Here is a 20,999-nt window from a genome sequence, read left to right as displayed (position 1 = left end):
CTCGTTCTCCTTTCTTACACTTTCTCAATCGGCGCAAATTTAGCGAGCAGCCGCTTAATTCCGATCGGACTCGGAAAAGCGATATCGAGTTCTTGGTCGTCGCCTTCACCACGGACACTGACGACCGTGCCGATTCCCCATTTCCGGTGATTCGCCCGGTCACCAACTTTCCACACCCCAACAGCACCGTTTACCTGTGGGCGTGAAACGACCGGACGTGAAGCGGTCATTTGACGGCGTGAAACCGTCTCGAGCAAATGCGCCGGAATTTCATTTAAAAAGCGCGACGGCGGGTTCATTTGAATGTTGCCAAACAACGTCCGCATTTGTGCGCTTGTTAACACAAGTTCTTCTTCCGCGCGGGTGATGCCGACGTACGCCAGCCGTCGCTCTTCTTCCATCTCGTCTTCGTCATCGAGCGAACGGTTGTGTGGAAAGATGCCTTCCTCCATACCAATCAAAAAGACGACCGGAAACTCGAGCCCTTTGGCGGCGTGAAGCGTCATTAAAACGACCGCATCCCCCTCTTCCGTTTGGTCGTTGCCGTTTAGCTCGTCCAAATCAGAGATAAGCGCCAAGTCAGTTAAAAAGGCGATGAGCGATTTATCATCACTTGCGTTTTCAAAATGCTTTGTCACCGATAGAAACTCATCAAGGTTCTCGAGGCGGCTTTGTGCCTCAATCGTCCGCTCCGCCTTCAGCATGTCGCGATAGCCGGATTTGTCGAGCACTTCTTCAACAAGTTCGGTAACGGAGACGTATTCTTGCAGCTGTGTCCATTGCTCGAGCTGGCCGCGGAACGCCGCGAGCGCCCCGGTCGCCTTAGCGCTCAGGCCGATCATCTCGAGCTCCCCAAGCGCTTCAAACAGCGACAGCTCATGCTCAGCCGCATAGCGGACGAGTTTGTCGATCGTCGAGGCCCCAATGCCGCGCTTCGGCACGTTAATGATACGAAGCAAACTTAAATCGTCATCCGGATTGGCAATGACACGCAAATACGCAAGGATATCTTTAATTTCTTTCCGGTCATAGAACTTTAAGCCACCGACGATTTGGTACGGAATGTTCGCTTTTAACAACATTTCCTCAATGACACGCGACTGGGCGTTCGTGCGGTATAACACCGCAAAATCACTGTAGCGGCGAGCCCCGCTCTCAATCGCCTCTTGAATGCGACCAGCGACAAACTGCGCTTCATCTGCTTCGTTCATCGCTTCGTAATAGGTGATTGGCTTCCCTTCCGGATTTTCTGTCCAAAGCCGTTTCGGCTTCCGGTTGACGTTATGCTCGATCACTTCGTTCGCCGCTTGTAAAATCCGCTTTGTCGAACGGTAGTTTTGTTCGAGTAAAATCACTTTCGCGTTCGGGTAATCGCGCTCAAACGATAAAATGTTTTGGATATCTGCCCCGCGCCACCGATAAATCGACTGGTCAGCGTCTCCGACGGCACAAATGTTTTGGAACCGTTCGGCAAGTTTTTTCACGAGTGTGTATTGAGCACGGTTCGTATCTTGATACTCATCAATGTGAATGTACTGGAATTTATATTGGTAATATTGAAGCACATCCGGCACGCGGTCAAACAGCTGAAGCGTCGTCATGATCAAATCATCAAAGTCAAGCGAATGATTGCGGAGAAGACGTTGCTGGTATTCTTGATACACATCGCTGACGATTTTTTCGTAATACGTCGACGCCCGTTTCGCAAATTGCTCCGGCGTGAGCAAATCGTTTTTTGCCCCGCTAATCGTGCCCAAAATCGTCCGCGGCTCAAATTTTTTCGGATCGATGTTCTTTTCTTTTAAAATTGCTTTGATCACCGAAAGCTGGTCGGTTGGATCGAGGATCGAAAAATTGCGGTTAATGCCGATGCGATCAATGTCGCGGCGTAAAATGCGGACACACATCGAATGGAATGTTGAAATCCAAACGTCTTCCGCCGCTCCACCTAAGAGCGCCTGCACACGCTCTCGCATTTCGCGCGCCGCCTTGTTCGTAAACGTAATGGCCAAAATGTTCCACGGCGCAACATGCTTTTCCGCCATTAAATAGGCGATTCGGTGTGTCAACACACGCGTTTTCCCGCTCCCGGCCCCGGCCATAATGAGCAGCGGACCTTCCGTCGTTTTGACCGCCTCCTGCTGCTCCTTGTTTAAATGAGCGAGCAACTTTTCAGATAAAAAATTCATCGTTTCCACCACCAATAAAACATATGTTCTATTTTACACCACTGATCTCATTTTCGCCATCGATCCGCTTAACCGCCTCCACCGTTGCCAACGCGCTTTCAAACGAATCGTAAACGGCGTTGCCGACGACGACCGTATCGGCATAGCGAGCCATTTCGGCCGCTTGTTCTGGCGTCATGATGCCGCCGCCGTACACGAGCTGTGTTCGGCTGAGCGCCCGTTTCACTTTTTCCACTAACGACGGATTGCCGTACGTACCGCTATATTCAAGATAAAAGATCGGCAGCTTATACAGATGCTCAGCGAGGCGAGCATACGCCACGACATCATCGTCATCAAGCGCTGTATTAGCCTCTGTCAGCTTTGCCGCTTTGCATTCTCCATTTAAAATGCAATAGCCCTCAGCGAAAATCTCATCCCAGTTCATGACATCGCCATACTGTTTCACCGCCTCATGATGACGGCCGATCACCCAATCGACACGGCAACTGTTTAACACCATCGGGATGAGATACGCATCAAATCCCGGCGTCAACGCTTCTATATCGGTCACTTCGAGCGCGCATGGCACCGAGAAGCGACGGATGCGAGCCAATAAATCGAGCACACCATCAAGCGTCACCCCATCCGTTCCACCAACGATGACAGCATCCGTTCCAGACTCACAAAGGCGCTCAAGGCGCTCATCATCGATCGGCTTGTTCGGGTCTAGTTTAAACACATGGCGCCAAGCGCGAATCTCTTCCATGACAATATCCCTCCACTCATTACTCCATTGTTCCATTATAACAAATCCGCAAAAAGAAAAGGAGTTCCTTTTCCGATGGAAGGAATCTCCTTGCAGCACCAAGCGTTATGCTTCGTTAGCCGCCTGGCGTTCTTCTTCTTTAATGCGGTCAAGTGCCATCGCGTACGCGTCATTGCCGTAATTGAGGCATCGCTTAACGCGCGAAATCGTCGCTGTGCTCGCCCCGGTTTCCGTTTCGATTTTATGGTACGTATACCCTTCGCGCAACATGCGCGCCACCTCAAGGCGCTGAGCGAGTGCTTGGATTTCATTCACCGTGCATAAATCATCGAAAAATCGGTAGCACTCCTCTATATCGCGCAGCGACAAAATGGCTTTAAACAGTTGATCGAGCTCTTTGCCGCGCAGTTTATCGATTTGCATGCTTGTTTCCGTTACAGAAAACGTATAACCCTTCTATTCCTTCCTTGTTCATGGCCCCGATGTTGCCGAAACGACTCTCGTGGGTGCGACGCTCCGAAGGCTTCAACTCCTCACTCAATGAATCAACCCACGTTCGGTGCTCAGTGATCGATTCCACTCATTTTTTCAGTTTCTATTTGCGTTGAATCCTTGTCGATTTCGTATCCGCAATCATCGCACCGAAAGACTCTTTCAGACAGAAACTACTTCACTTTGACACCCCTGCAGTGACTGCATGTTCTCGATGACGGATCAAAGCAGCCGACAAGCAGAAAAGGGATACTGTTCCATTCGTACTTGTATCCATTTGGTCGTTTGAACTAATGGAATGCCTGTCCAAATGGATACCGACAACTTCTTGTTTTCCAGCATCCGCTTATGTTCCATTCTTCCATGACCACATGCGCTAGCCTAGCTTTCGCTAACGTGGATGGCATTGTGTCGGATCTGTTTCCGCCTTCTTCGCTCTTTCTGAACAAGGAAGTCAGGTTTTTATGTGTTTCGGTTTTCTGTAACGGATTGCACCTCCTTCTTGTTGAATTTTATCTTTCATATTTCCGCGACAGCTTCCTTTGCTATCGCTTCATTCGTTTTTCACTCTTTGTGGCCTTTGTGGATTGATGGATCTTTGGAAACACCATCCCATTGCTACCTGCAGTGAAATCCATTTCGATTCCATCGCTACATGGTTGGTGTGTTTTATTAGGTTTCTTCCACGCTAATCGTAAAAATCTCTTCAATCTATCAAACACTGTTCGCGGATTCGTATTGCGAAATTCTTTCTCGTTTCGCCAACCGAATCTAAGCGAACTTTTTGTTCGTTCACTTCTTCGGAGACATTTGTTCCTCTCATTTGACGTGGTTGTTTGTGATTATGTCTGTGTCTTGATCAGCCGCTGCTTTGTTTGTTTTTCTTCTTGAATTTGGGATGTTTCGCTCCCCTACCAAAGAAGTGTTTGTAGGCGGTCGCCGCATCTTTGCTGCCCTGCTTCCTCATGTTGCTTGAATATTGACGGAGCCATGCACATTCCTTCGCTTGTTTGAGTCGGGTCATTCGTTTTCAAATGTCCTCATCACCAAGAAACGTTCTACCTTGTTGGTAATGTTTTTGTTCCTCCGATAAAGCAAAAGTTGTATGCCCATCTGGCGACATCTGCGCATTCCAATTGTTTTGTTTAGCAGAAACATGACTTTATACGTTCGAATCATCTTCCTATTGACAGAAAATGATAAACATACAGGAGATATTATTACATTTCCCTTGCATTGGGACGAGGACGTCCCCTCCGTCGGGCGGCCGTGTCTCTTTCACCGAAAGCCGACTCAGGACGTGTTCCTCGCCCATTGTTTTCAGTCTGATCCAACTTTTTGTTATTTTGATTCCACAATCGTCAGTTCGGGAACGATGTTAATCCATGTCTTTCCTGGCACGAATCCGACCGGAACCCCGTCGCGGTACGGCAACAGCCGACCATCGACGTTTTTCCATTCGATCGGCTGCATAACGCCGTTTTGTAACAAGTAGCCCTGACCACCGGAAGTGAAATCAATGTCACGTCGTCCGTAGCTGTCGATCACTTGATGGCGAGCGGCGATGATCATAACGTTTTGCACCACGACGGGTTCATGTGTATCGTAATCCACCGTTTGCTCACCACCGCTGTATCGGTAATACCCTTTTTGTTCCGGTGCATATCGGTATTCCACTTGGGCATACGCACGATGTGAATAGGTAATACGAACCGTCTCGACCTGCTCTCCGCTCGGCTCATCGTCGCGAAACAGCAACGGGTCAATATCATCTGTCCATACGTATCCGTTTTGTTCGGCCCCTTTTTCAATGTTGGCAAATGTAATGTATGAGTTGTGCGGCGCCTTGCGGAATGAGACGCGCTGAAACAGTGTTCCGTCGTAAAACAGCCCGTTCAAATAATCGGTGTTCCCCTGCTCGAGCCGCGTTTTTGCCTCCGGGCTCCAGCCGTGGCAGACGTAAAGCGCATGGTAGCCGTCGCTCAAGTCAATATAATACTCACGTGCACTCCGCACCGGCCCAACCCGTTCAGGCAACTCGCTTTGATACAGCGCTAAAAAGCGGGTGATGTCCCCCTCGGCAAGTACCTCATATACGATATCGGCCTGATGGAGGCCTGACTGCGGACGCGCCTTCGGATGGTTGTTGATCATCACGCTGACGACCCGCTGATCGATATCTCCTTCCGTTGGCAATCCGGTCAGCGGAAACATTTGTTTCTCCTCTGCCGGAGACTCGGATGGCTGCTCCGGACTCGGCTTGGCCGGTTCAGTTGGTTTCGGCTCGCTTTTGGCGGTGCAGCCGCCTAGTAACAGCACTGCGCAACTGATGACAAACAGCCAATGTTTCAATGGACACACAACCTTTTCCTTTTTTATTTTACCGCATTATCGAAGGAAAGAGTACCGTTTTGTGCATGACATCATAAATGCCGCGCTGGGTGATGCGCACGTATGGCAAATGGGTCGACTGTAAAAAGAACAACGAGTATACCGGATCCTCAAAATAATACCCGCGCTCCCGCAAAAGGCGGACAAATGTCTTTTCCTCATTGATTAATGTTTCCATCTCCAAGGTAGACGTCATGCCGCTAAGCGGAAGCGGAAGCTCAAATAAAACGTTTCCGTCCTCCACGAGTACGATGCCGCCGCCGATATCCTTCATCCGTCGGAAGGCAAGCATCATATCTTCTTTATGTTTGCCAATTAAGATGAAATCGCCAGTGTTCGAATACGAACTCGCCAGCCCGCCGAGCGCTGATGAAAATCCTTTGAGCATTGTGTTGACGCGCCAGCAGCCGTTTCGGTCAAGCAGCATTAAAAAGCATTCGTCATGATCATGCCCTAAACGGTCGCGCGACGTATCAATCGACACGGAGTACGGCTTTACAATCACCGCATTTTCCAGTCGCAACCCCATCGGCATCGAAAATTGCAAATCGTCCCATTCAAGCTCCCATGACACTGAAAGCGGACGAATGCCAAACTGTTCCCACTTCAGCGCCGGCCATGAGCCTGACGAATCCCCTTCCCGCTTCACCCATTCGCCCTTGGCGAGCACCTGTACTGGCGTTGGATCATGGGCCGAACGCAAGAAGTTGATGTGCGCGATCCGGCCGGTAGCGATGCTGCCGTGAAGATGCTCAATGCCGTAATGACGGGCGGCATTAATCGTCGCCATGGCGTATGCATCGATAACTGGCACACCATGCTCGATGACGATGCGAAGCAGCTGATCCATTACCCCGTTTTCATAAAAGGCCGGTGGCGAGCCGTCGGTCGTCAATAAGCACTTGTCATAATACCGAATGCCAAGCGCTTTCATTTCCTCAAGCAGCACCGGCAAATCCGGACGGATCGATGAATGGCGAAGCGTGACTGTATAGCCGTGCCAAAGGCGAAGACGCACTTCTTTTCCTGTCATCGCCTCATGATCTCCGTCTACACCAAACAGCGCCATTTTCACCAGCGTTTTCTCTGAAGCACCGGGAAAGTGCCCCTCGATTTTACGGCGCCGCCGTTTCGCCTCTTGCATCCAGTAAAGGACGATATCGTCGCCACTTGCGAGCTTAGGCCATGACGTCAGCTCACCGCCTTGAAGGACCGTTTCTTGATCCAACCACCGTTTGATCCGGGCGTTCGATATCTGCTCATCTTCGCGCTCTAGCTCCGTTTGCCCGTCAAATCGGCACCACCAATACATGGATGTTGGAAGCGCATTCATTTCTTGCAAAAATAAAAGCGCCTCTTCATCGTCAAGCTGCAAAAGGAAAAATAAATTATCGTTGAGCAGCGTCGTCGTCCCGTACATTGCTGCATAACGTGCAAATGAATGGGGATTATATAATTGAAATGGATGAACATGCGGCTCAATGTAGCCGGGGACGAGCACATACCCACGGCAGTCGATGATTTCGCATGACTCATCGATGCGATCAGGAAGCCGCTCTCCGGCGTACACAATACGGTCGCCATGTATCCATATATTCCCTTTTACCCATTCACGGAAATAAGAATGCAAATACGTTGCGTTCACCAATACTTTTGTCGGCGATCGTTTGCCATCAATCACCGCTGCTTGTTCGCGCAATTCACTGCTCTTCCATCGGTAGCGTTGTTCGCCCATTGACACCCCGTCCCTTGTTTCCTAATCGTTCCATATAATCATTTTAACGCACGAAAGCGATTTTCACAATAAAAATATGAGGAGGGACATGCCAATGGCGAATATCGGCATTGTGAACGCGCTGATCCGCATTACGTTTGGCTTAACTGTCGTCGCATGGGCGACAGCTCGGTTCGCCCGGCGGCCGTGGTGCACATCGTATTTGCTTGCCATCTTGCTTGGAGCCATGAAAGTCGGCGAAGGGATTACCCGGTTTTGTCCGGTAACAGCCTTGTTCGAGAATATGCAGCGCGAGCGGCTGCTTAATGAACAAAAAGAAACCGTCGTCAATCCGACATAACCATAAATCGGCGTCCAGCTCTGTCGGGACATAAAGAACTCCCTTCGAACAACGCTGAACGAATCGTTATGTTCCCGCTCGGCTGAGTCGCTTCGTTTCATCAAAAAAGGTGTCCCACGTTTGGTTGGGACACCTTCGATACAAAGGAGTGAATGATGATGTTGCTTGAATATATGACCGATATGTCGTTTGTATTAGCAACATTGATCGGCGGTATTATCGCCCTTTCATACGTGTATCTACGGCGGAGGCGCGTTCGATAGCGCGCCGGCCAATGTCACGGCGGTAAAACAGGCCATCACATTCGATCGCCGCAAGCTGCTGGTACGCTTTTTCCTTTGCTTCAGCAAGCGTTCCTCCTTTGGCTGCTAACAAAAGGACACGGCCGCCGTTTGTATAGAGCGTTCCGCCTTCCCGCTTCGTACCAGCATGGAACAACAACGCATCCGGAGCGAGCCGGTCAAGTCCGCGGATGGCCACTCCGCGCTCGTAAGCACCCGGATAACCTTTAGCTGCCAGCACGACGCCAAGCACTGCTTCATTCGTCCACTCCAACTCCAGCTCTTTTCCTTCCATCACCGCCAATATCGCTTCAAGCAAATCGGTTTTTAGGCGCGGCAACACGACTTGCGCCTCTGGGTCACCGAATCGGGCGTTAAATTCGATCACTTTCGGTCCTTCCGCAGTGGCAATCAACCCGGCATACAGCACACCGGTAAACGGCCGGCCTTCGGAAGCTAACGCTTTGGCGGTCGGACGCAAAATCGTCTCCAACGCCCGTTGAACCATATCAGCGGAAATTTGCGGCACTGGCGAATAGGCTCCCATTCCACCAGTGTTTGGCCCTTCGTCCCCGTCATAGGCTCGTTTATGGTCTTGGGCAATAGCAAGAGGATACACCTTCTCACCGTTCACGAACGCCATAAATGAAAATTCTTCGCCTTCCAAATACTCCTCGATCACGACTTGGCTGCCGGCTGTGCCGAATTGCCCGTCCACCAGTGCTGCTTTTGCTGCGGCAAGCGCCTCTTCCACCGTTTGGGCGACAGTGACTCCTTTTCCAGCGGCCAACCCGTCCGCTTTAATGACGATCGGCGCTCCTTTTTCCTCAATATACGCTTTGGCTTCTTCGTACGAAGAAAAGGTAGCATGTTCCGCCGTCGGAATGCCGTATGTTTTCATGAGCTCTTTCGCGAACGCTTTGCTCCCTTCAATGAGTGCCGCTGCTTGGTTCGGTCCAAAAATGCGCAGCCCCTCAGCCATAAAACGGTCGGCAATGCCGGCGGCAAGCGGCGCCTCCGGCCCGACAATCGTCAAATCAATCGCGTTTTGTTTCGCAAACTGCACGAGCGCATCAATATCGAGTTCATCGATGTTTACCAACTCCGCCACTTCCCCGATGCCCGGGTTGCCTGGCGCCGCATACAGCTTGCCAGCAAGCGGGCTTTGCGCCACCTTCCAGGCGATCGCATGCTCACGCCCGCCGCGTCCGACTACGAGAATGTTCATCATCTTCCTCCCCTTTTTGCCGCCGTTTAATGTTTGAAATGGCGAACACCAGTAAACACCATGGCAATGCCGTACTCATCTGCTTTGCGGATCGAATCAGCGTCACGAATCGAGCCGCCCGGCTGGATGATGGCCGTAATGCCGGCTTTCGCTGCCGCTTCAACAGTGTCGTCCATCGGGAAAAAGGCGTCTGATGCAAGCACCGCGCCTGCCGCCTGCTCTCCCGCTTGTTCAATCGCAATCTTCGCTGCGCCAACCCGGTTCATTTGCCCGGCGCCAACGCCAACGGTCATGCCGTTTTTCGCCAGCACGATGGCGTTGGATTTCACATGTTTCACAACGTTCCAAGCAAAGCGAAGCTGTTCGCATTCCGCTTCGGTCGGTTGGCGCTTCGTGACAACATTCCACTCAGCGTCCTCAAGCGTGTACGTATCCGCATCTTGAACGAGCAAGCCACCGCTTACCGAAACAAGCGTTTTTTCCTTGACGTCTGCCGCCGCAAAATCAAGTGTCAACAGACGGATATTTTTCTTTTTCGTCAAAATGGCGAGCGCCTCGTCACTAAATGATGGAGCGATGACGATTTCCAAAAAGATGTCATGCATTCGCTCGGCCGTTTCTTTGTCCACTTCACGGTTCACCGCAATAATTCCACCGAAAATGGACACCGGATCGGCCTCGTACGCTTTTGTAAACGCCTCAAGAAGCGTCGCACCGACACCAACGCCGCACGGATTCATATGTTTGATCGCCGCTACGGCTGGCTCCTGAAACTCACGAACAAGGTTGATGGCCGCATTGGCATCGTTAATGTTGTTATACGATAGCTCTTTTCCGTGCAACTGTTTCGCTTGCGCAATCGAGAAAGCCGCACCGAGCGGTTTGGCATAAAACGACGCTGATTGATGCGGATTTTCGCCATAGCGCAACGATTGCTTTTTCGTGTAGGTGACGGTGAACGTTTCCGGGTACTCCTCTCCGGTGAGATTGGTCAAATACTCGGCAATCATCGCATCATACGCTGCCGTATGGCGGAACGCTTTCGCCGCCAATTTTTGCCGCGTTTCCGCTTGGATCGATCCGTTTGTTTTCAGCTCCTCAATTATCGTCGGGTAATCAGCCGGATCGACAACGATGGCGACATCGGCATAGTTTTTCGCTGCCGCGCGCACCATAGTCGGACCGCCAATATCGATATTCTCAATCGCCTCAGCAAGCGTTACGTCCGGTTTCGCGATCGTTTGCTGGAACGGGTACAAGTTGACGACGACCAAATCGATCGGGCGGATGCCATGCTCCGCTAGCGCTGCTTGATGGCGCTCATCGCTACGAATCGCCAAAATACCGCCATGAATGGCCGGATGCAACGTTTTCACACGCCCGTCTAAAATTTCCGGAAACCCGGTGACATTGGAAATCGAGATCACCGAAATCCCAGCGTCCTCGAGTGCCCGTTTCGTCCCGCCAGTCGAAATGATTTCGATGCCGAGTTCGGTTAGTTGTTTTGCAAACGGAATGATCCCTTCTTTATTAGACACGCTGATTAATGCTCGTTTGACTGCCATTCTTCTCGATCCTTTCTTCTTGTTGTTCCGTTTCCCCTAACAGCATGCGCAACACCGCCGGGTATAACTCATGTTCAACCGCATGGATGCGTGCCTCAAGCGCTTCGATCGGTTCGCCGGGTACAATCGGGACAGCGCGCTGGGCGATGACCGGCCCGGTGTCCATCCCTTCATCAACATAATGGATGGTGACGCCTGTTTCCAAAACGCCAGCCCGATACGCTTGGCCAATGGCGTCTTTACCCGGAAACGCCGGCAATAGCGACGGATGAATGTTGACGATTTTCCCTTCATAAGCGGAAAGCAATGTCGGTCCAATTAAGCGCATATAGCCAGCTAACGCGATCCACTCAATTTGACGTTCGCTTAATTCACGCAAAATCTCGCTCTCAAACGCCGCTTTGGACGGATAGTCTTTTGGAGAAAACACGAACGTCGGCACATTTTCGCGTTCTGCTCGTTCGATCACCTTCGCACCTGGACGGTCGCACACAAGAAGGGCAAGATCGGCCGGCAACTCACCGCGCTTCACCGCATCGACGATCGCCTGAAAATTCGTTCCGCTTCCAGAAGCAAACACGGCCAACCGCTTCATGCTTCGTTCCCTCCGGTAAACGACACGCCTGCTCCTTCCACCACTTCTCCAATGATGTAGGCCGGCTCGTTTTGTTCGTCCAACCATTGCACAAGCGGCGCCGCTGTTTCTGGGCTGACAGCGAGCACGAGGCCAATGCCCATATTAAATACCGAAAACATCTCTTCTTCCTCAAGGTTGCCTTTGGCGCGCAGGAAGTCAAAAATCGGCAGCACCGGCCACGAACCGCGCTGAATGCGGACGCCAAGCCCTTGTGGCAACATGCGTGGAATGTTTTCGATAAACCCGCCACCGGTAATATGCGCCATCCCTTTGATCGTAAATCGTCCAAGCACCGAACGCAACAGTTTCGCATAAATGCGTGTCGGCTTTAGTAGCTCCTCGCCAAGCGGAACATCAAGCGGCTCATAAATCTCATCAAGCGACAGCTTTGCTTGTTCGAAAATGATACGGCGTACCAGCGAGTAGCCGTTGCTATGCAGACCGCTTGACGGAAGTCCAATCAACACATCCCCCGCTTGGATCGTTTGTCCCGTCACCAACCGTTCTTTTTCAGCAATGCCGACAACAAACCCGGCTAAATCGTACTCGTCTTCCGCATACATTCCCGGCATTTCCGCCGTTTCTCCGCCAATCAAGGCACAGCCAGCTTCGACGCAGCCGTCAGCCACCCCTTTGACGATAGCAGCGATTTTTTCCGGCACCGCCTTGCCGCAAGCGATATAATCAAGGAAAAAGAGCGGTTCCGCCCCTTGTACAACGATGTCATTCACGCACATCGCCACACAGTCAATGCCGATCGTATCGTGTCGGTCAAGCAAAAATGCCAATTTCAGCTTCGTCCCGACGCCATCCGTACCGGAAACAAGCACCGGCTGGCGGTAGTCAAGCGACGATAAATCAAACAAGCCGCCAAACCCACCGATCCCGCCTAACACTTCCGGACGCATCGTCTTCTGCACATGCTGTTTCATCAGGGCGACCGCCTGATAGCCGGCCTCAATGTCAACCCCTGCTTGTTTGTATGCTTTTACCACGCTAAATCCCCCTTTTCTTCGCCCGCTGCACCCAAGCATGCGACAAGCACCTTGCTGTCCGTTGTCCCCTTCCAACTTGAAGCACGCTGATCATTGATCATTTGACTGTCATGCAAGGCCGAGTAGTTTGGTTGACCCGGGTTGGGTATTGGCCGGTAAAGCAAGCCAAACATTGTCCGCGATGCGGAATGCCTTCAGGACGACCGATCGCTGACAGCAGCCCTTCCTGGCTAATAAACGCCAACGAATCGGCGCCGATTAAGCGGCAGATGTCTTCAACCGTATGTTTCGCCGCAATCAGTTCTTCCTTTGACGACGTATCAATGCCGTAAAAGCAAGGATGGGTGATCGGCGGCGCACTGATACGCACATGCACTTCCAAAGCTCCCGCTTCGCGAAGCATTGTGACAATGCGGCGGCTCGTCGTCCCGCGCACGATCGAATCGTCGACCATGACAACCCGCTTGCCAGCGACAACACCGCGCACCGGCGACAGCTTCATTTTTACCCCTTGTTCACGCAACGCTTGTGACGGCTGAATAAACGTCCGACCTACATAACGGTTTTTAATGAGCCCCAATTCGTACGGAATGCCACTCGCTTCGGCATAACCGATAGCGACGGAAATGCTTGAGTCCGGCACCCCAGTGACAATATCGGCTTCAGCTGGCGCCTCAAGTGCCAACTGTTTCCCTAAATTTTTCCGGGCTGTATGGATGTTGATGCCATCAACATGGCTGTCCGGACGAGCAAAATAAATGTATTCCATGCTGCAAATGGATCGCGGCTGCTCCGGGGCAAATCGTTCCGAACGCACCCCTTCGCCGCTGATGATAAGCAGTTCCCCCGGAGCCACTTCGCGCTCGTACGTCGCCCCGATGACATCAAACGCGCACGTTTCCGAGGCGACGACATACGCTGATCCGAGCCGGCCGAGTGACAATGGCCGGAATCCGTGCGGATCGAGCGCCACATAAAGCGCCGTTTCCGTCAGCAATAAAAACGCAAACGCTCCTTCAATCTGGCTGAGCGCCTCTTTCATTTGTCCGACAAACGTTGGCGCTTGGCTGCGACGGATAAGATGGGCGAACACTTCCGTATCCGATGTCGTCTGAAAAATGCTTCCTTGCGCTTCGAGCGAGAGCTTCAGATCGATAGCGTTCGTCAAGTTGCCGTTATGGGCGAGCGCCATCGAGCCAGTCTGTGAGCGGAACAGGAGCGGCTGGACGTTCTCATAGCCGCCCCCGCCTGCCGTCGAATAGCGGACATGGCCGATCGCCGCCGACCCGTGAAGCGCATCAAACGTGTCGCTTTGAAACACCTCTGTCACCAAACCGAGTCCTTTATGACCGAATAAGTTTCCGCCGCTCGCCACCACGATGCCCGCTCCTTCTTGGCCGCGGTGCTGCAAGCTGTGGAGCCCGTAATAGGTAAGCCTAGCGGCGTCCTCATGCCCCCAAATGCCGAAAATGCCGCACTCCTCGTTCAATCCTTTGATTTCAGCAAGCATGGAATAGCCCCTTTCCAGACGTTTCGCATTTCGTCGACCGAAAGGCGAATAACCGTTCCCCCATGTTCCCCGTTTACTGTCAGTATGCTGTCATTGGTCACCTCACCGATTAATTTCGCTTCTACGAGCTGCTCAAATGCTTCCTGATGTTCTTTTTTCACCGAAACCACAAAGCGAGACTGCGTTTCGCTGAATAGTTCACTCACAAGATCGCCGCTGACCGTCACGTTCGCACCTAACCCAGAAGCGCCGATGACACATTCAGCGAGCGCAACCGCCAATCCGCCTTCAGCGACATCATGTGCTGACGCCACGACCCCAGCGCGAATCGCGGTTAGCAACTGACGCTGGCGGCTTGCTTCGACCGCCAAATCGAGTTCTGGCGCTTTTCCAAAAATGCGACCTTCCAGCCATTTTTGCAACTCACTGCCGCCAAACTCCGGCTTCGCCTCACCGATCACATAAATCAAATCGCCCGCTTGCTTAAACGGCTGGGTCGTTACATGAGAAAGGTCATCAACGAGCCCAACCATACCGACGACCGGTGTCGGATATACGGCTTCGCCGTTCGTTTCGTTGTAAAGCGAGACGTTGCCGCTCACAACCGGTGTTCCGAGCGTTCGGCACGCTTCGCTCATTCCGTCAACCGCCTTTTCGAGCTGCCAAAAGATGTCCGGCTTTTCCGGATTGCCGAAGTTGAGGCAATCTGTAATGGCGAGCGGTTTCGCCCCGGAGCAAACGACGTTGCGCGCCGCCTCGGCGACGGCAATTTTCCCGCCCATTTCCGGATCCAAGTACAAATAGCGCGAGTTGCAGTCCGTGGTGAGCGCAAGCGCCTTGTTCGTGCCGCGAATGCGCACGACTGCCGCGTCCGACCCTGGTGCAACGACTGTGTTCGTCCGCACCATGTAGTCATACTGGTCATACACCCATTCCTTGCTAGCGATGGTCGGTTGCGCCAACAGCCCAAGCAACGTCCGGTTGTAATCCTCAATTTGCGGAATATATGTCGGCATCGCTTGAAATTCGCGATAATAATCCGGCTCTGCCGACGGCTTATGATATACCGGTGCGTCTTTTGCCAACGCATCAACCGGAATTTCTGCCACCACTTCACCGTGGAAAAACAGGCGGAGCATTTTATCATCAGTCACTTTACCGATCGCTTTTGCTTCCAAACCGTATTTCGCAAAAATCGCTGCGATCTCCTCTTCCCGTCCTTGCTCGACAACAAGCAGCATCCGTTCCTGTGATTCGGACAACATCATTTCGTATGGCGTCATGCCCGTCTCGCGCTGCGGAACGAGATCTAAATTCATTTCAATGCCGAAGCCGCCTTTGCTTGCCATCTCAGCGGACGAGCTCGTCAATCCAGCGGCGCCCATATCTTGAATGCCGACTAGCGCGTCGGACTTAACCGCTTCTAGACACGCTTCAAGCAGCAGTTTCTCCATAAACGGATCGCCAACTTGCACGGCCGGGCGTTTTGCTTCCGATTGCTCACTTAATTCTTCGGATGCAAACGTCGCCCCGTGGATGCCATCGCGACCCGTTTTCGCCCCGACGTACATAACTGTATTGCCAACACCTGTCGCGACACCACGTTGAATGTCTTCATGGCGGATGATGCCGACACACATGGCGTTAACCAACGGGTTGCCTTCATACGCCGGATCAAACTGCACTTCACCGCCGACGGTCGGAATACCGATGCAGTTGCCGTATCCGGCAATACCAGCAACGACATGCTCAAACAAATATTTGACGCGCGGCGACGTCAACTCGCCAAATCGAAGCGAGTTAAGGAGCGCAATCGGCCGAGCCCCCATCGAAAAGACGTCGCGGATGATGCCACCGACCCCAGTCGCCGCCCCCTGATACGGCTCGATCGCTGACGGATGGTTGTGGCTTTCGATTTTAAACGCCACCGCCAACCCATCGCCGATATCTACAATCCCCGCACCTTCACCTGGTCCTTGCAGCACATGCGGACCATCGGTCGGGAATTTTTTTAACACTGGTTTGGAGTTTTTATAGCTGCAATGCTCTGACCACATAACGGAAAAAATACCCGTTTCCGTATAGTTCGGCAGTCTTCCCAAAATCGCTTCAATGCGCGCAAACTCCTCATCCGTTAATCCCATTTCACGATACAATTTTTGTTCTTTAATCATTGCCGCATTCGGCTCAAGCAGTAACGACATGCGTCTCCCTCCAATAGTTGACGATCGATCGGAATAGTTTCAGTCCGTCCGCGCTGCCGAGCAAGGCGTCGACGGCCCGCTCCGGATGCGGCATCATACCAAGTACATTACCGCGCTCATTGACGATGCCAGCAATATCCGCCAAGCTACCGTTCGGGTTTTCCCCATGATAGCGGAAGACGATTTGCCGGTTTTCGACGAGGCGATTGAGCGTTTGCTCGTCGCAATAATAGTTCCCTTCGCCATGGGCGATCGGAATGGTGATCACTTCGTCTTTTCCGTAGGCAGAGGTAAACATCGTTTCATTGTTTTCCACCACAAGCTGCACCGGCCGGCAAATGAATTTCAGTCCTTGGTTGCGGCGCATCGCCCCAGGAAGCAAGCCGGCTTCAAGCAAAATTTGAAATCCGTTGCACACCCCAAGCACGGGTTTCCCGGCTTCCGCGGCTTGTTTCACGGCGGCCATCACCTTGGAAAAACGGGCGATCGCCCCCGAACGCAAGTAATCTCCGTACGAAAAACCGCCTGGAAGCAAAATGGCGTCAAAACGCTCGAGATTCTCTTCATCATGCCAAACGTATTCCACTTCTTCACCGAGTTCATCGGCGATCGCATGGTACATATCGACATCACAATTCGATCCAGGAAACACAATGACGGCAAACTTCATCGGGCGACGGCCTCCTCAATTTCATAGCGATAGTCTTCAATGACCGGGTTAGACAACAATTTTTCACACATCTCACGAACAAGCTTATCGATATCGCGACTGGTATCTTCAATGACAAGCTCCATAAACTTGCCGATCCTTACGTCTTTCACCTCCGTATACGACAAGCTGTGCAGCGCCCCTTTCACCGCTGTCCCTTGCGGATCTAACACACTCTCACGCAACGTCACATACACTTTTACTTTATACATGCCGATTCTCCCCCTAACCGTTGTAAAATGACTTCGTACGCCTCTGTTAAACTACCAAGATCGCGACGGAACACGTCTTTATCCAGTTTCTCATTCGTCTCGGCGTCCCAAAGCCGGCACGTATCCGGCGAAACCTCATCCGCTAAGAGGATGGCACCGTCCGTCGTGCGGCCGAACTCAAGCTTAAAATCAATTAATCTCACTTTTCGCTCGGCAAAATGGGCGCGCAATACGTCGTTCACTTTCAGCGCTTCACTTTTCAGTTGGGCGATCTCCTCGCGGCTGGCAAGCTTCAAAATCGTGATATGGTCTTCTAACAGTAATGGGTCGCCAAGGTCATCGTTTTTGTAGTAAAACTCGACAAGCGGCACTTCGAGAGGCGTCCCTTCCGCCAAGCCAATCCGCTTCGCCAAACTCCCGGCCACGACGTTACGGACGACGACTTCAAGAGGAATAATCGTCACGCTTTTGACAAGCTGCTCGGTGGGCGACAGCTTTTGAATAAAATGGTTGGCAACGCCTGCTTCTTGCAATTTCATAAACAATAAACTAGAAATCTCGTTATTGAGCCGCCCTTTGCCGGTGATCGTCGCCTTTTTCTCTCCGTTAAATGCGGTGGCGCTGTCTTTGTACTCAACCCAAAGTACATCTGCCTCGTCAGTCGCGTAAATTTTTTTCGCTTTCCCTTCATACAGCAGCTGTTGTTTTGTCGGCATCATCCAAGCCTCCGTGGTACAGAATATTGAAAATTTTTTGTGTAACCGGCCGGCATTAGAACCAGCCGGTTGTCACTTACTCTAATCCTAAGCGGGCAAAAATCGTATCAACATGTTTCAAATGGTGGCGGTAATCAAAGCAATCGTCGAGTTCTTCTTTCGTCAACTGGCTTGTAATCCGCTCATCCGCTTCGAGAAGAGAGCGGAACGGAACTTGCTTTTCCCACGCTTCCATCGCCTTCGGCTGCACTAAATCGTACGCTGCTTCACGCGTCATCCCTTTGTCGATCAAAGCGAGCAAGACGCGTTGTGAGTAAATGAGGCCGAATGTGCGCTCCATATTTTTCTTCATATTTTCCGGATACACAAGCAAGTTTTTCACAATGTTAGCGAATCGGTTCAACATATAGTTCAGTGCGATCGTCGCATCCGGTAAAATGATGCGCTCAGCTGACGAGTGGGAAATGTCACGTTCATGCCAAAGCGGCACATTTTCATAAGCCGTCACCATATACCCACGAATGACGCGTGCCATGCCGGTCATGTTTTCCGAGCCGATCGGGTTGCGCTTATGCGGCATCGCTGATGAGCCTTTTTGCCCCTTGGCGAAAAACTCCTCGACTTCGCGCACTTCGCTTTTTTGCAAACCGCGAATCTCAACGGCGAATTTTTCAATCGATGTCGCAATGAGTGCGAGCGTAGCCATGTAGTAAGCGTGGCGGTCGCGCTGGAGCGTTTGCGTCGAAATTGGCGCTGGCGTTAACCCGAGCTTCTCGCACACATATTGTTCGACAAATGGATCAATGTTGGCATACGTTCCAACAGCGCCGGAAATTTTCCCGACTTCGACCATCTTCGCTGCTTGCTCGAACCGCTCCAAATTCCGTTTCATTTCCGCATACCAGAGCGCCAGTTTTAATCCGAACGTCGTCGGTTCCGCATGAACGCCATGCGTGCGCCCCATCATGACCGTATATTTATGTTCAAGCGCTTTTTCTTTCAGCACTTGGATAAAGTTTTCTAAATCGCGCCTCAAAATCGTGTTCGCCTGCTTTAATAAATAGCCGAGCGCCGTGTCGACGACGTCTGTCGATGTAAGCCCGTAGTGTACCCACTTGCGCTCTTCGCCAAGCGTCTCAGAAACAGCGCGGGTGAACGCGACAACATCATGGCGCGTTTCTTCCTCGATTTCTTTAATGCGATGAATGTCAAATGACGCGTTTTCCCGTAGGCGGCGGACATCTTCTTTCGGAATGACACCAAGCTCGGCCCACGCCTCGCACGCAAGCAATTCCACCTCAAGCCACGCCTTAAAGCGGTTTTCCTCTGTCCAAATGGCTCCCATTTCGGGTCTTGTGTAGCGTTCAATCATACTCGTTCTAGCCTCCGATCATGCCAAATTTGCCACGACTCCAATCTCGCCAGCGCCTCATCCACATTGTCCGCCAACACGGTCACATGGCCCATCTTTCGCTTCGGCTTCGCTTCGTGTTTGCCGTAAAGATGGACATAGGTCGCGCCAGCAAACGCATCAATTTGTCGAATAATCGACTCGACGTGCTCGCCTAAAATATTGACCATTACGGCCGGCTTCAACAATTCGGTCGACCCAAGCGGCCAGTTGCAGACAGCACGGATGTGCTGAGCGAATTGAGACGTGGCACATGCATTGATTGTATAATGACCCGAGTTGTGCGGTCTAGGGGCTAGCTCATTAATATAAATTTCCCCATCTTCTGTCAAAAACATTTCCACCGCCAACGTCCCGACGAGTGAAAACGATGTTGCCAATGTCTTTGCGTAACGGATCGCCCGTTCCTCGACATGTTCCGGGATGCGAGCTGGAACGATCGTTTGATGCAAAATGTTCTCGACATGAATGTTTTCTGCCACCGGAAAAACGGCCGTCTCCCCATCGCCATTGCGGGCGACAATGACTGACATTTCCTTCACAAACGGCACCCAACCTTCTAAAATACACGGACCAAAGTCAAATAGCTCTGCTGCTTTGGCTAAATCCCTTTCTCCCCGCAGCACATATTGCCCTTTGCCGTCATAACCACCGCGTCGCGTTTTTAACACGCACGGAAAACCGATCGTCGTAACGGCCTGTTCCAACTCATCCCATCCATTCACTTCGGCATACGGTGCCACCGGCAAGCCAGCTTCCACAATCGCCGCCTTCTCGAGCGCCCGATCTTGCGTCACTGCAAGCAATCGGCTTCCTTGCGGGACATAGGCGTTTTCCTCAAGCCACTCAAGCGCCCGTGCATCGATGTTTTCAAACTCGTACGTAATGATATGGCTAACGCGTGCCAGTTCGGCAATAGCATTCAAATCGTGGTACGGTGCGGTGATTTCCACATCAGCCACCTGTCCGCACGGGGAGCCGGGCGTTGGATCGAGAACCGCAATGCGAAACCCCATCTCGCGCGCCGCGAGAGCCATCATCCGTCCCAGTTGTCCACCGCCAATAATGCCGATCATCTGCCCCGGAACAATCCGTCGCTTAGTCAAGTTGATCACTGCTTTCCACTACTTGTTTTCGAATCGCTTCTCTCCGCGCCTTGAGCGCTTCCATATAGCGCGGCTCAAACAGCCCAACGATCGATACCGCGAGCAACCCTGCGTTGGTCGCTCCTGCTTTGCCAATCGCCACTGTTGCCACCGGCACCCCGCCAGGCATTTGCACGATCGACAGTAACGAATCCAACCCGTTCAATGCTTTTGACTGCACCGGCACTCCGATTACCGGCAGTGTCGTTTTCGCTGCAATCATCCCCGGCAAATGAGCCGCTCCACCGGCTCCGGCAATAATCACTTTTATGCCCCGCTCCTCTGCCGTTTCCGCATAACGAAACATCTCATCCGGTGTCCGATGCGCCGACACAACTTTTTTTTCAAACGGAACGCCCAATTCTTCAAGAATGTCACAAGCGTGCTTCATCGTCTCCCAATCTGAACGGCTTCCCATGACCACCCCAACTAGTGGGTTCATTACGTTCCACTCCTTAACTTTAATAAACACAATAAAACCCAGAACATAC

At 51.9% G+C, this 20,999-nt stretch carries 19 protein-coding genes; 2 read left to right on the top strand and 17 right to left on the bottom strand.

Annotated features, from left to right (window positions below):
• Nucleotides 1–14 precede the first annotated feature (14 nt).
• The 5 genes from pcrA to IC804_RS11395 form a co-directional block, all read right to left on the bottom strand.
• Nucleotides 15–2,189, bottom strand: a complete 2,175-nt coding sequence (pcrA, locus tag IC804_RS11415; RefSeq protein WP_008881451.1) for a DNA helicase PcrA — start codon at nucleotides 2,187–2,189, stop codon at nucleotides 15–17.
• 28 nt (nucleotides 2,190–2,217) lie between these two features.
• Nucleotides 2,218–2,937 (bottom strand): heptaprenylglyceryl phosphate synthase, encoded by a 720-nt coding sequence (locus tag IC804_RS11410; RefSeq protein WP_008881452.1) that lies wholly within the window; start codon nucleotides 2,935–2,937, stop codon nucleotides 2,218–2,220.
• Between the two features lie 105 nt (nucleotides 2,938–3,042).
• Entirely contained in the window at nucleotides 3,043–3,360 is a 318-nt protein-coding gene (locus IC804_RS11405) for a YerC/YecD family TrpR-related protein (protein WP_008881453.1), read from the bottom strand.
• Between the two features lie 1,410 nt (nucleotides 3,361–4,770).
• Nucleotides 4,771–5,781, bottom strand: coding sequence for a DUF3048 domain-containing protein (locus IC804_RS11400; RefSeq protein WP_029761600.1), 1,011 nt, complete (start codon nucleotides 5,779–5,781; stop codon nucleotides 4,771–4,773).
• Nucleotides 5,782–5,809: 28 nt separating this feature from the next.
• Nucleotides 5,810–7,555, bottom strand: a complete 1,746-nt coding sequence (locus IC804_RS11395; protein WP_011886688.1) for an adenine deaminase C-terminal domain-containing protein — start codon at nucleotides 7,553–7,555, stop codon at nucleotides 5,810–5,812.
• A 94-nt stretch (nucleotides 7,556–7,649) separates the two neighbouring features.
• Here IC804_RS11395 and IC804_RS11390 point away from each other — a divergent pair, with 94 nt between their 5' ends.
• Nucleotides 7,650–7,895, top strand: coding sequence for a YgaP family membrane protein (locus tag IC804_RS11390; RefSeq protein ID WP_008881456.1), 246 nt, complete (start codon nucleotides 7,650–7,652; stop codon nucleotides 7,893–7,895).
• A 152-nt stretch (nucleotides 7,896–8,047) separates the two neighbouring features.
• Complete coding sequence (locus IC804_RS19045; protein ID WP_327997266.1) at nucleotides 8,048–8,158, top strand: EYxxD motif small membrane protein; 111 nt, start codon at nucleotides 8,048–8,050, stop codon at nucleotides 8,156–8,158.
• Here IC804_RS19045 and purD read toward each other — a convergent pair.
• From purD to purE, 12 genes are all read right to left on the bottom strand, one after another.
• Complete coding sequence (gene purD / locus IC804_RS11385; RefSeq protein ID WP_008881458.1) at nucleotides 8,112–9,404, bottom strand: phosphoribosylamine--glycine ligase; 1,293 nt, start codon at nucleotides 9,402–9,404, stop codon at nucleotides 8,112–8,114. The two genes, IC804_RS19045 and purD, sit on opposite strands and share 47 nt — an antisense overlap.
• A gap of 26 nt (nucleotides 9,405–9,430) precedes the next feature.
• Entirely contained in the window at nucleotides 9,431–10,969 is a 1,539-nt protein-coding gene (gene purH / locus IC804_RS11380; RefSeq protein WP_029761597.1) for a bifunctional phosphoribosylaminoimidazolecarboxamide formyltransferase/IMP cyclohydrolase, read from the bottom strand.
• Nucleotides 10,935–11,564 carry a phosphoribosylglycinamide formyltransferase gene (gene purN / locus IC804_RS11375; RefSeq protein WP_081157373.1) on the bottom strand — a complete coding sequence of 210 codons (630 nt, stop codon included), beginning with the start codon at nucleotides 11,562–11,564 and terminating at the stop codon, nucleotides 10,935–10,937. The genes purH and purN overlap by 35 nt, the downstream gene beginning before the upstream one ends.
• Entirely contained in the window at nucleotides 11,561–12,601 is a 1,041-nt protein-coding gene (gene purM, locus IC804_RS11370; RefSeq protein ID WP_008881461.1) for a phosphoribosylformylglycinamidine cyclo-ligase, read from the bottom strand. Before purM ends, purN begins: the two co-directional genes overlap by 4 nt.
• A gap of 97 nt (nucleotides 12,602–12,698) precedes the next feature.
• Entirely contained in the window at nucleotides 12,699–14,111 is a 1,413-nt protein-coding gene (gene purF, locus IC804_RS11365) for an amidophosphoribosyltransferase (protein ID WP_008881462.1), read from the bottom strand.
• Entirely contained in the window at nucleotides 14,087–16,315 is a 2,229-nt protein-coding gene (gene purL / locus IC804_RS11360) for a phosphoribosylformylglycinamidine synthase subunit PurL (protein WP_008881463.1), read from the bottom strand. The genes purF and purL overlap by 25 nt, the downstream gene beginning before the upstream one ends.
• Entirely contained in the window at nucleotides 16,299–16,985 is a 687-nt protein-coding gene (gene purQ / locus IC804_RS11355; protein ID WP_081157372.1) for a phosphoribosylformylglycinamidine synthase subunit PurQ, read from the bottom strand. Before purQ ends, purL begins: the two co-directional genes overlap by 17 nt.
• On the bottom strand, nucleotides 16,982–17,236 hold the full coding sequence (gene purS / locus IC804_RS11350; RefSeq protein ID WP_008881465.1) for a phosphoribosylformylglycinamidine synthase subunit PurS: 255 nt from the start codon (nucleotides 17,234–17,236) through the stop codon (nucleotides 16,982–16,984). The genes purQ and purS overlap by 4 nt, the downstream gene beginning before the upstream one ends.
• Nucleotides 17,224–17,952, bottom strand: a complete 729-nt coding sequence (gene purC, locus IC804_RS11345; protein WP_029761594.1) for a phosphoribosylaminoimidazolesuccinocarboxamide synthase — start codon at nucleotides 17,950–17,952, stop codon at nucleotides 17,224–17,226. Before purC ends, purS begins: the two co-directional genes overlap by 13 nt.
• A gap of 76 nt (nucleotides 17,953–18,028) precedes the next feature.
• Nucleotides 18,029–19,324 (bottom strand): adenylosuccinate lyase, encoded by a 1,296-nt coding sequence (gene purB, locus IC804_RS11340; RefSeq protein ID WP_008881467.1) that lies wholly within the window; start codon nucleotides 19,322–19,324, stop codon nucleotides 18,029–18,031.
• Nucleotides 19,321–20,469: a 5-(carboxyamino)imidazole ribonucleotide synthase gene (gene purK, locus IC804_RS11335; RefSeq protein ID WP_081157371.1), complete on the bottom strand. Its 1,149-nt coding sequence runs from the start codon at nucleotides 20,467–20,469 to the stop codon at nucleotides 19,321–19,323. Before purK ends, purB begins: the two co-directional genes overlap by 4 nt.
• Nucleotides 20,462–20,950 carry a 5-(carboxyamino)imidazole ribonucleotide mutase gene (purE, locus tag IC804_RS11330; protein ID WP_008881469.1) on the bottom strand — a complete coding sequence of 163 codons (489 nt, stop codon included), beginning with the start codon at nucleotides 20,948–20,950 and terminating at the stop codon, nucleotides 20,462–20,464. Before purE ends, purK begins: the two co-directional genes overlap by 8 nt.
• Nucleotides 20,951–20,999 lie beyond the last annotated feature (49 nt).

Origin of the sequence: Geobacillus sp. 47C-IIb (genome assembly GCF_014679705.1) — a bacterium.
Lineage (GTDB): Bacteria > Bacillota > Bacilli > Bacillales > Anoxybacillaceae > Geobacillus > Geobacillus thermodenitrificans.
This window is presented reverse-complemented; position numbering and strand designations above follow the sequence as displayed.

Excerpts from the sequence above, each read along its gene's own strand:
- purN (WP_081157373.1), bottom strand. The coding sequence starts at position 11,564 with ATGAAGCGGTTGGCCGTGTTTGCTTCTGGAAGCGGAACGAATTTTCAG.
- IC804_RS11390 (WP_008881456.1), top strand. The coding sequence starts at position 7,650 with ATGGCGAATATCGGCATTGTGAACGCGCTGATCCGCATTACGTTTGGC.
- purE (WP_008881469.1), bottom strand. The coding sequence starts at position 20,950 with ATGAACCCACTAGTTGGGGTGGTCATGGGAAGCCGTTCAGATTGGGAG.
- IC804_RS19045 (WP_327997266.1), top strand. The coding sequence starts at position 8,048 with ATGATGATGTTGCTTGAATATATGACCGATATGTCGTTTGTATTAGCA.
- purB (WP_008881467.1), bottom strand. The coding sequence starts at position 19,324 with ATGATTGAACGCTACACAAGACCCGAAATGGGAGCCATTTGGACAGAG.
- IC804_RS11395 (WP_011886688.1), bottom strand. The coding sequence starts at position 7,555 with ATGGGCGAACAACGCTACCGATGGAAGAGCAGTGAATTGCGCGAACAA.
- pcrA (WP_008881451.1), bottom strand. The coding sequence starts at position 2,189 with ATGAATTTTTTATCTGAAAAGTTGCTCGCTCATTTAAACAAGGAGCAG.
- purD (WP_008881458.1), bottom strand. The coding sequence starts at position 9,404 with ATGAACATTCTCGTAGTCGGACGCGGCGGGCGTGAGCATGCGATCGCC.
- purS (WP_008881465.1), bottom strand. The coding sequence starts at position 17,236 with ATGTATAAAGTAAAAGTGTATGTGACGTTGCGTGAGAGTGTGTTAGAT.
- purH (WP_029761597.1), bottom strand. The coding sequence starts at position 10,969 with ATGGCAGTCAAACGAGCATTAATCAGCGTGTCTAATAAAGAAGGGATC.
- IC804_RS11410 (WP_008881452.1), bottom strand. The coding sequence starts at position 2,937 with ATGGAAGAGATTCGCGCTTGGCGCCATGTGTTTAAACTAGACCCGAAC.
- purQ (WP_081157372.1), bottom strand. The coding sequence starts at position 16,985 with ATGAAGTTTGCCGTCATTGTGTTTCCTGGATCGAATTGTGATGTCGAT.
- purF (WP_008881462.1), bottom strand. The coding sequence starts at position 14,111 with ATGCTTGCTGAAATCAAAGGATTGAACGAGGAGTGCGGCATTTTCGGC.
- IC804_RS11405 (WP_008881453.1), bottom strand. The coding sequence starts at position 3,360 with ATGCAAATCGATAAACTGCGCGGCAAAGAGCTCGATCAACTGTTTAAA.
- purL (WP_008881463.1), bottom strand. The coding sequence starts at position 16,315 with ATGTCGTTACTGCTTGAGCCGAATGCGGCAATGATTAAAGAACAAAAA.
- purC (WP_029761594.1), bottom strand. The coding sequence starts at position 17,952 with ATGCCGACAAAACAACAGCTGCTGTATGAAGGGAAAGCGAAAAAAATT.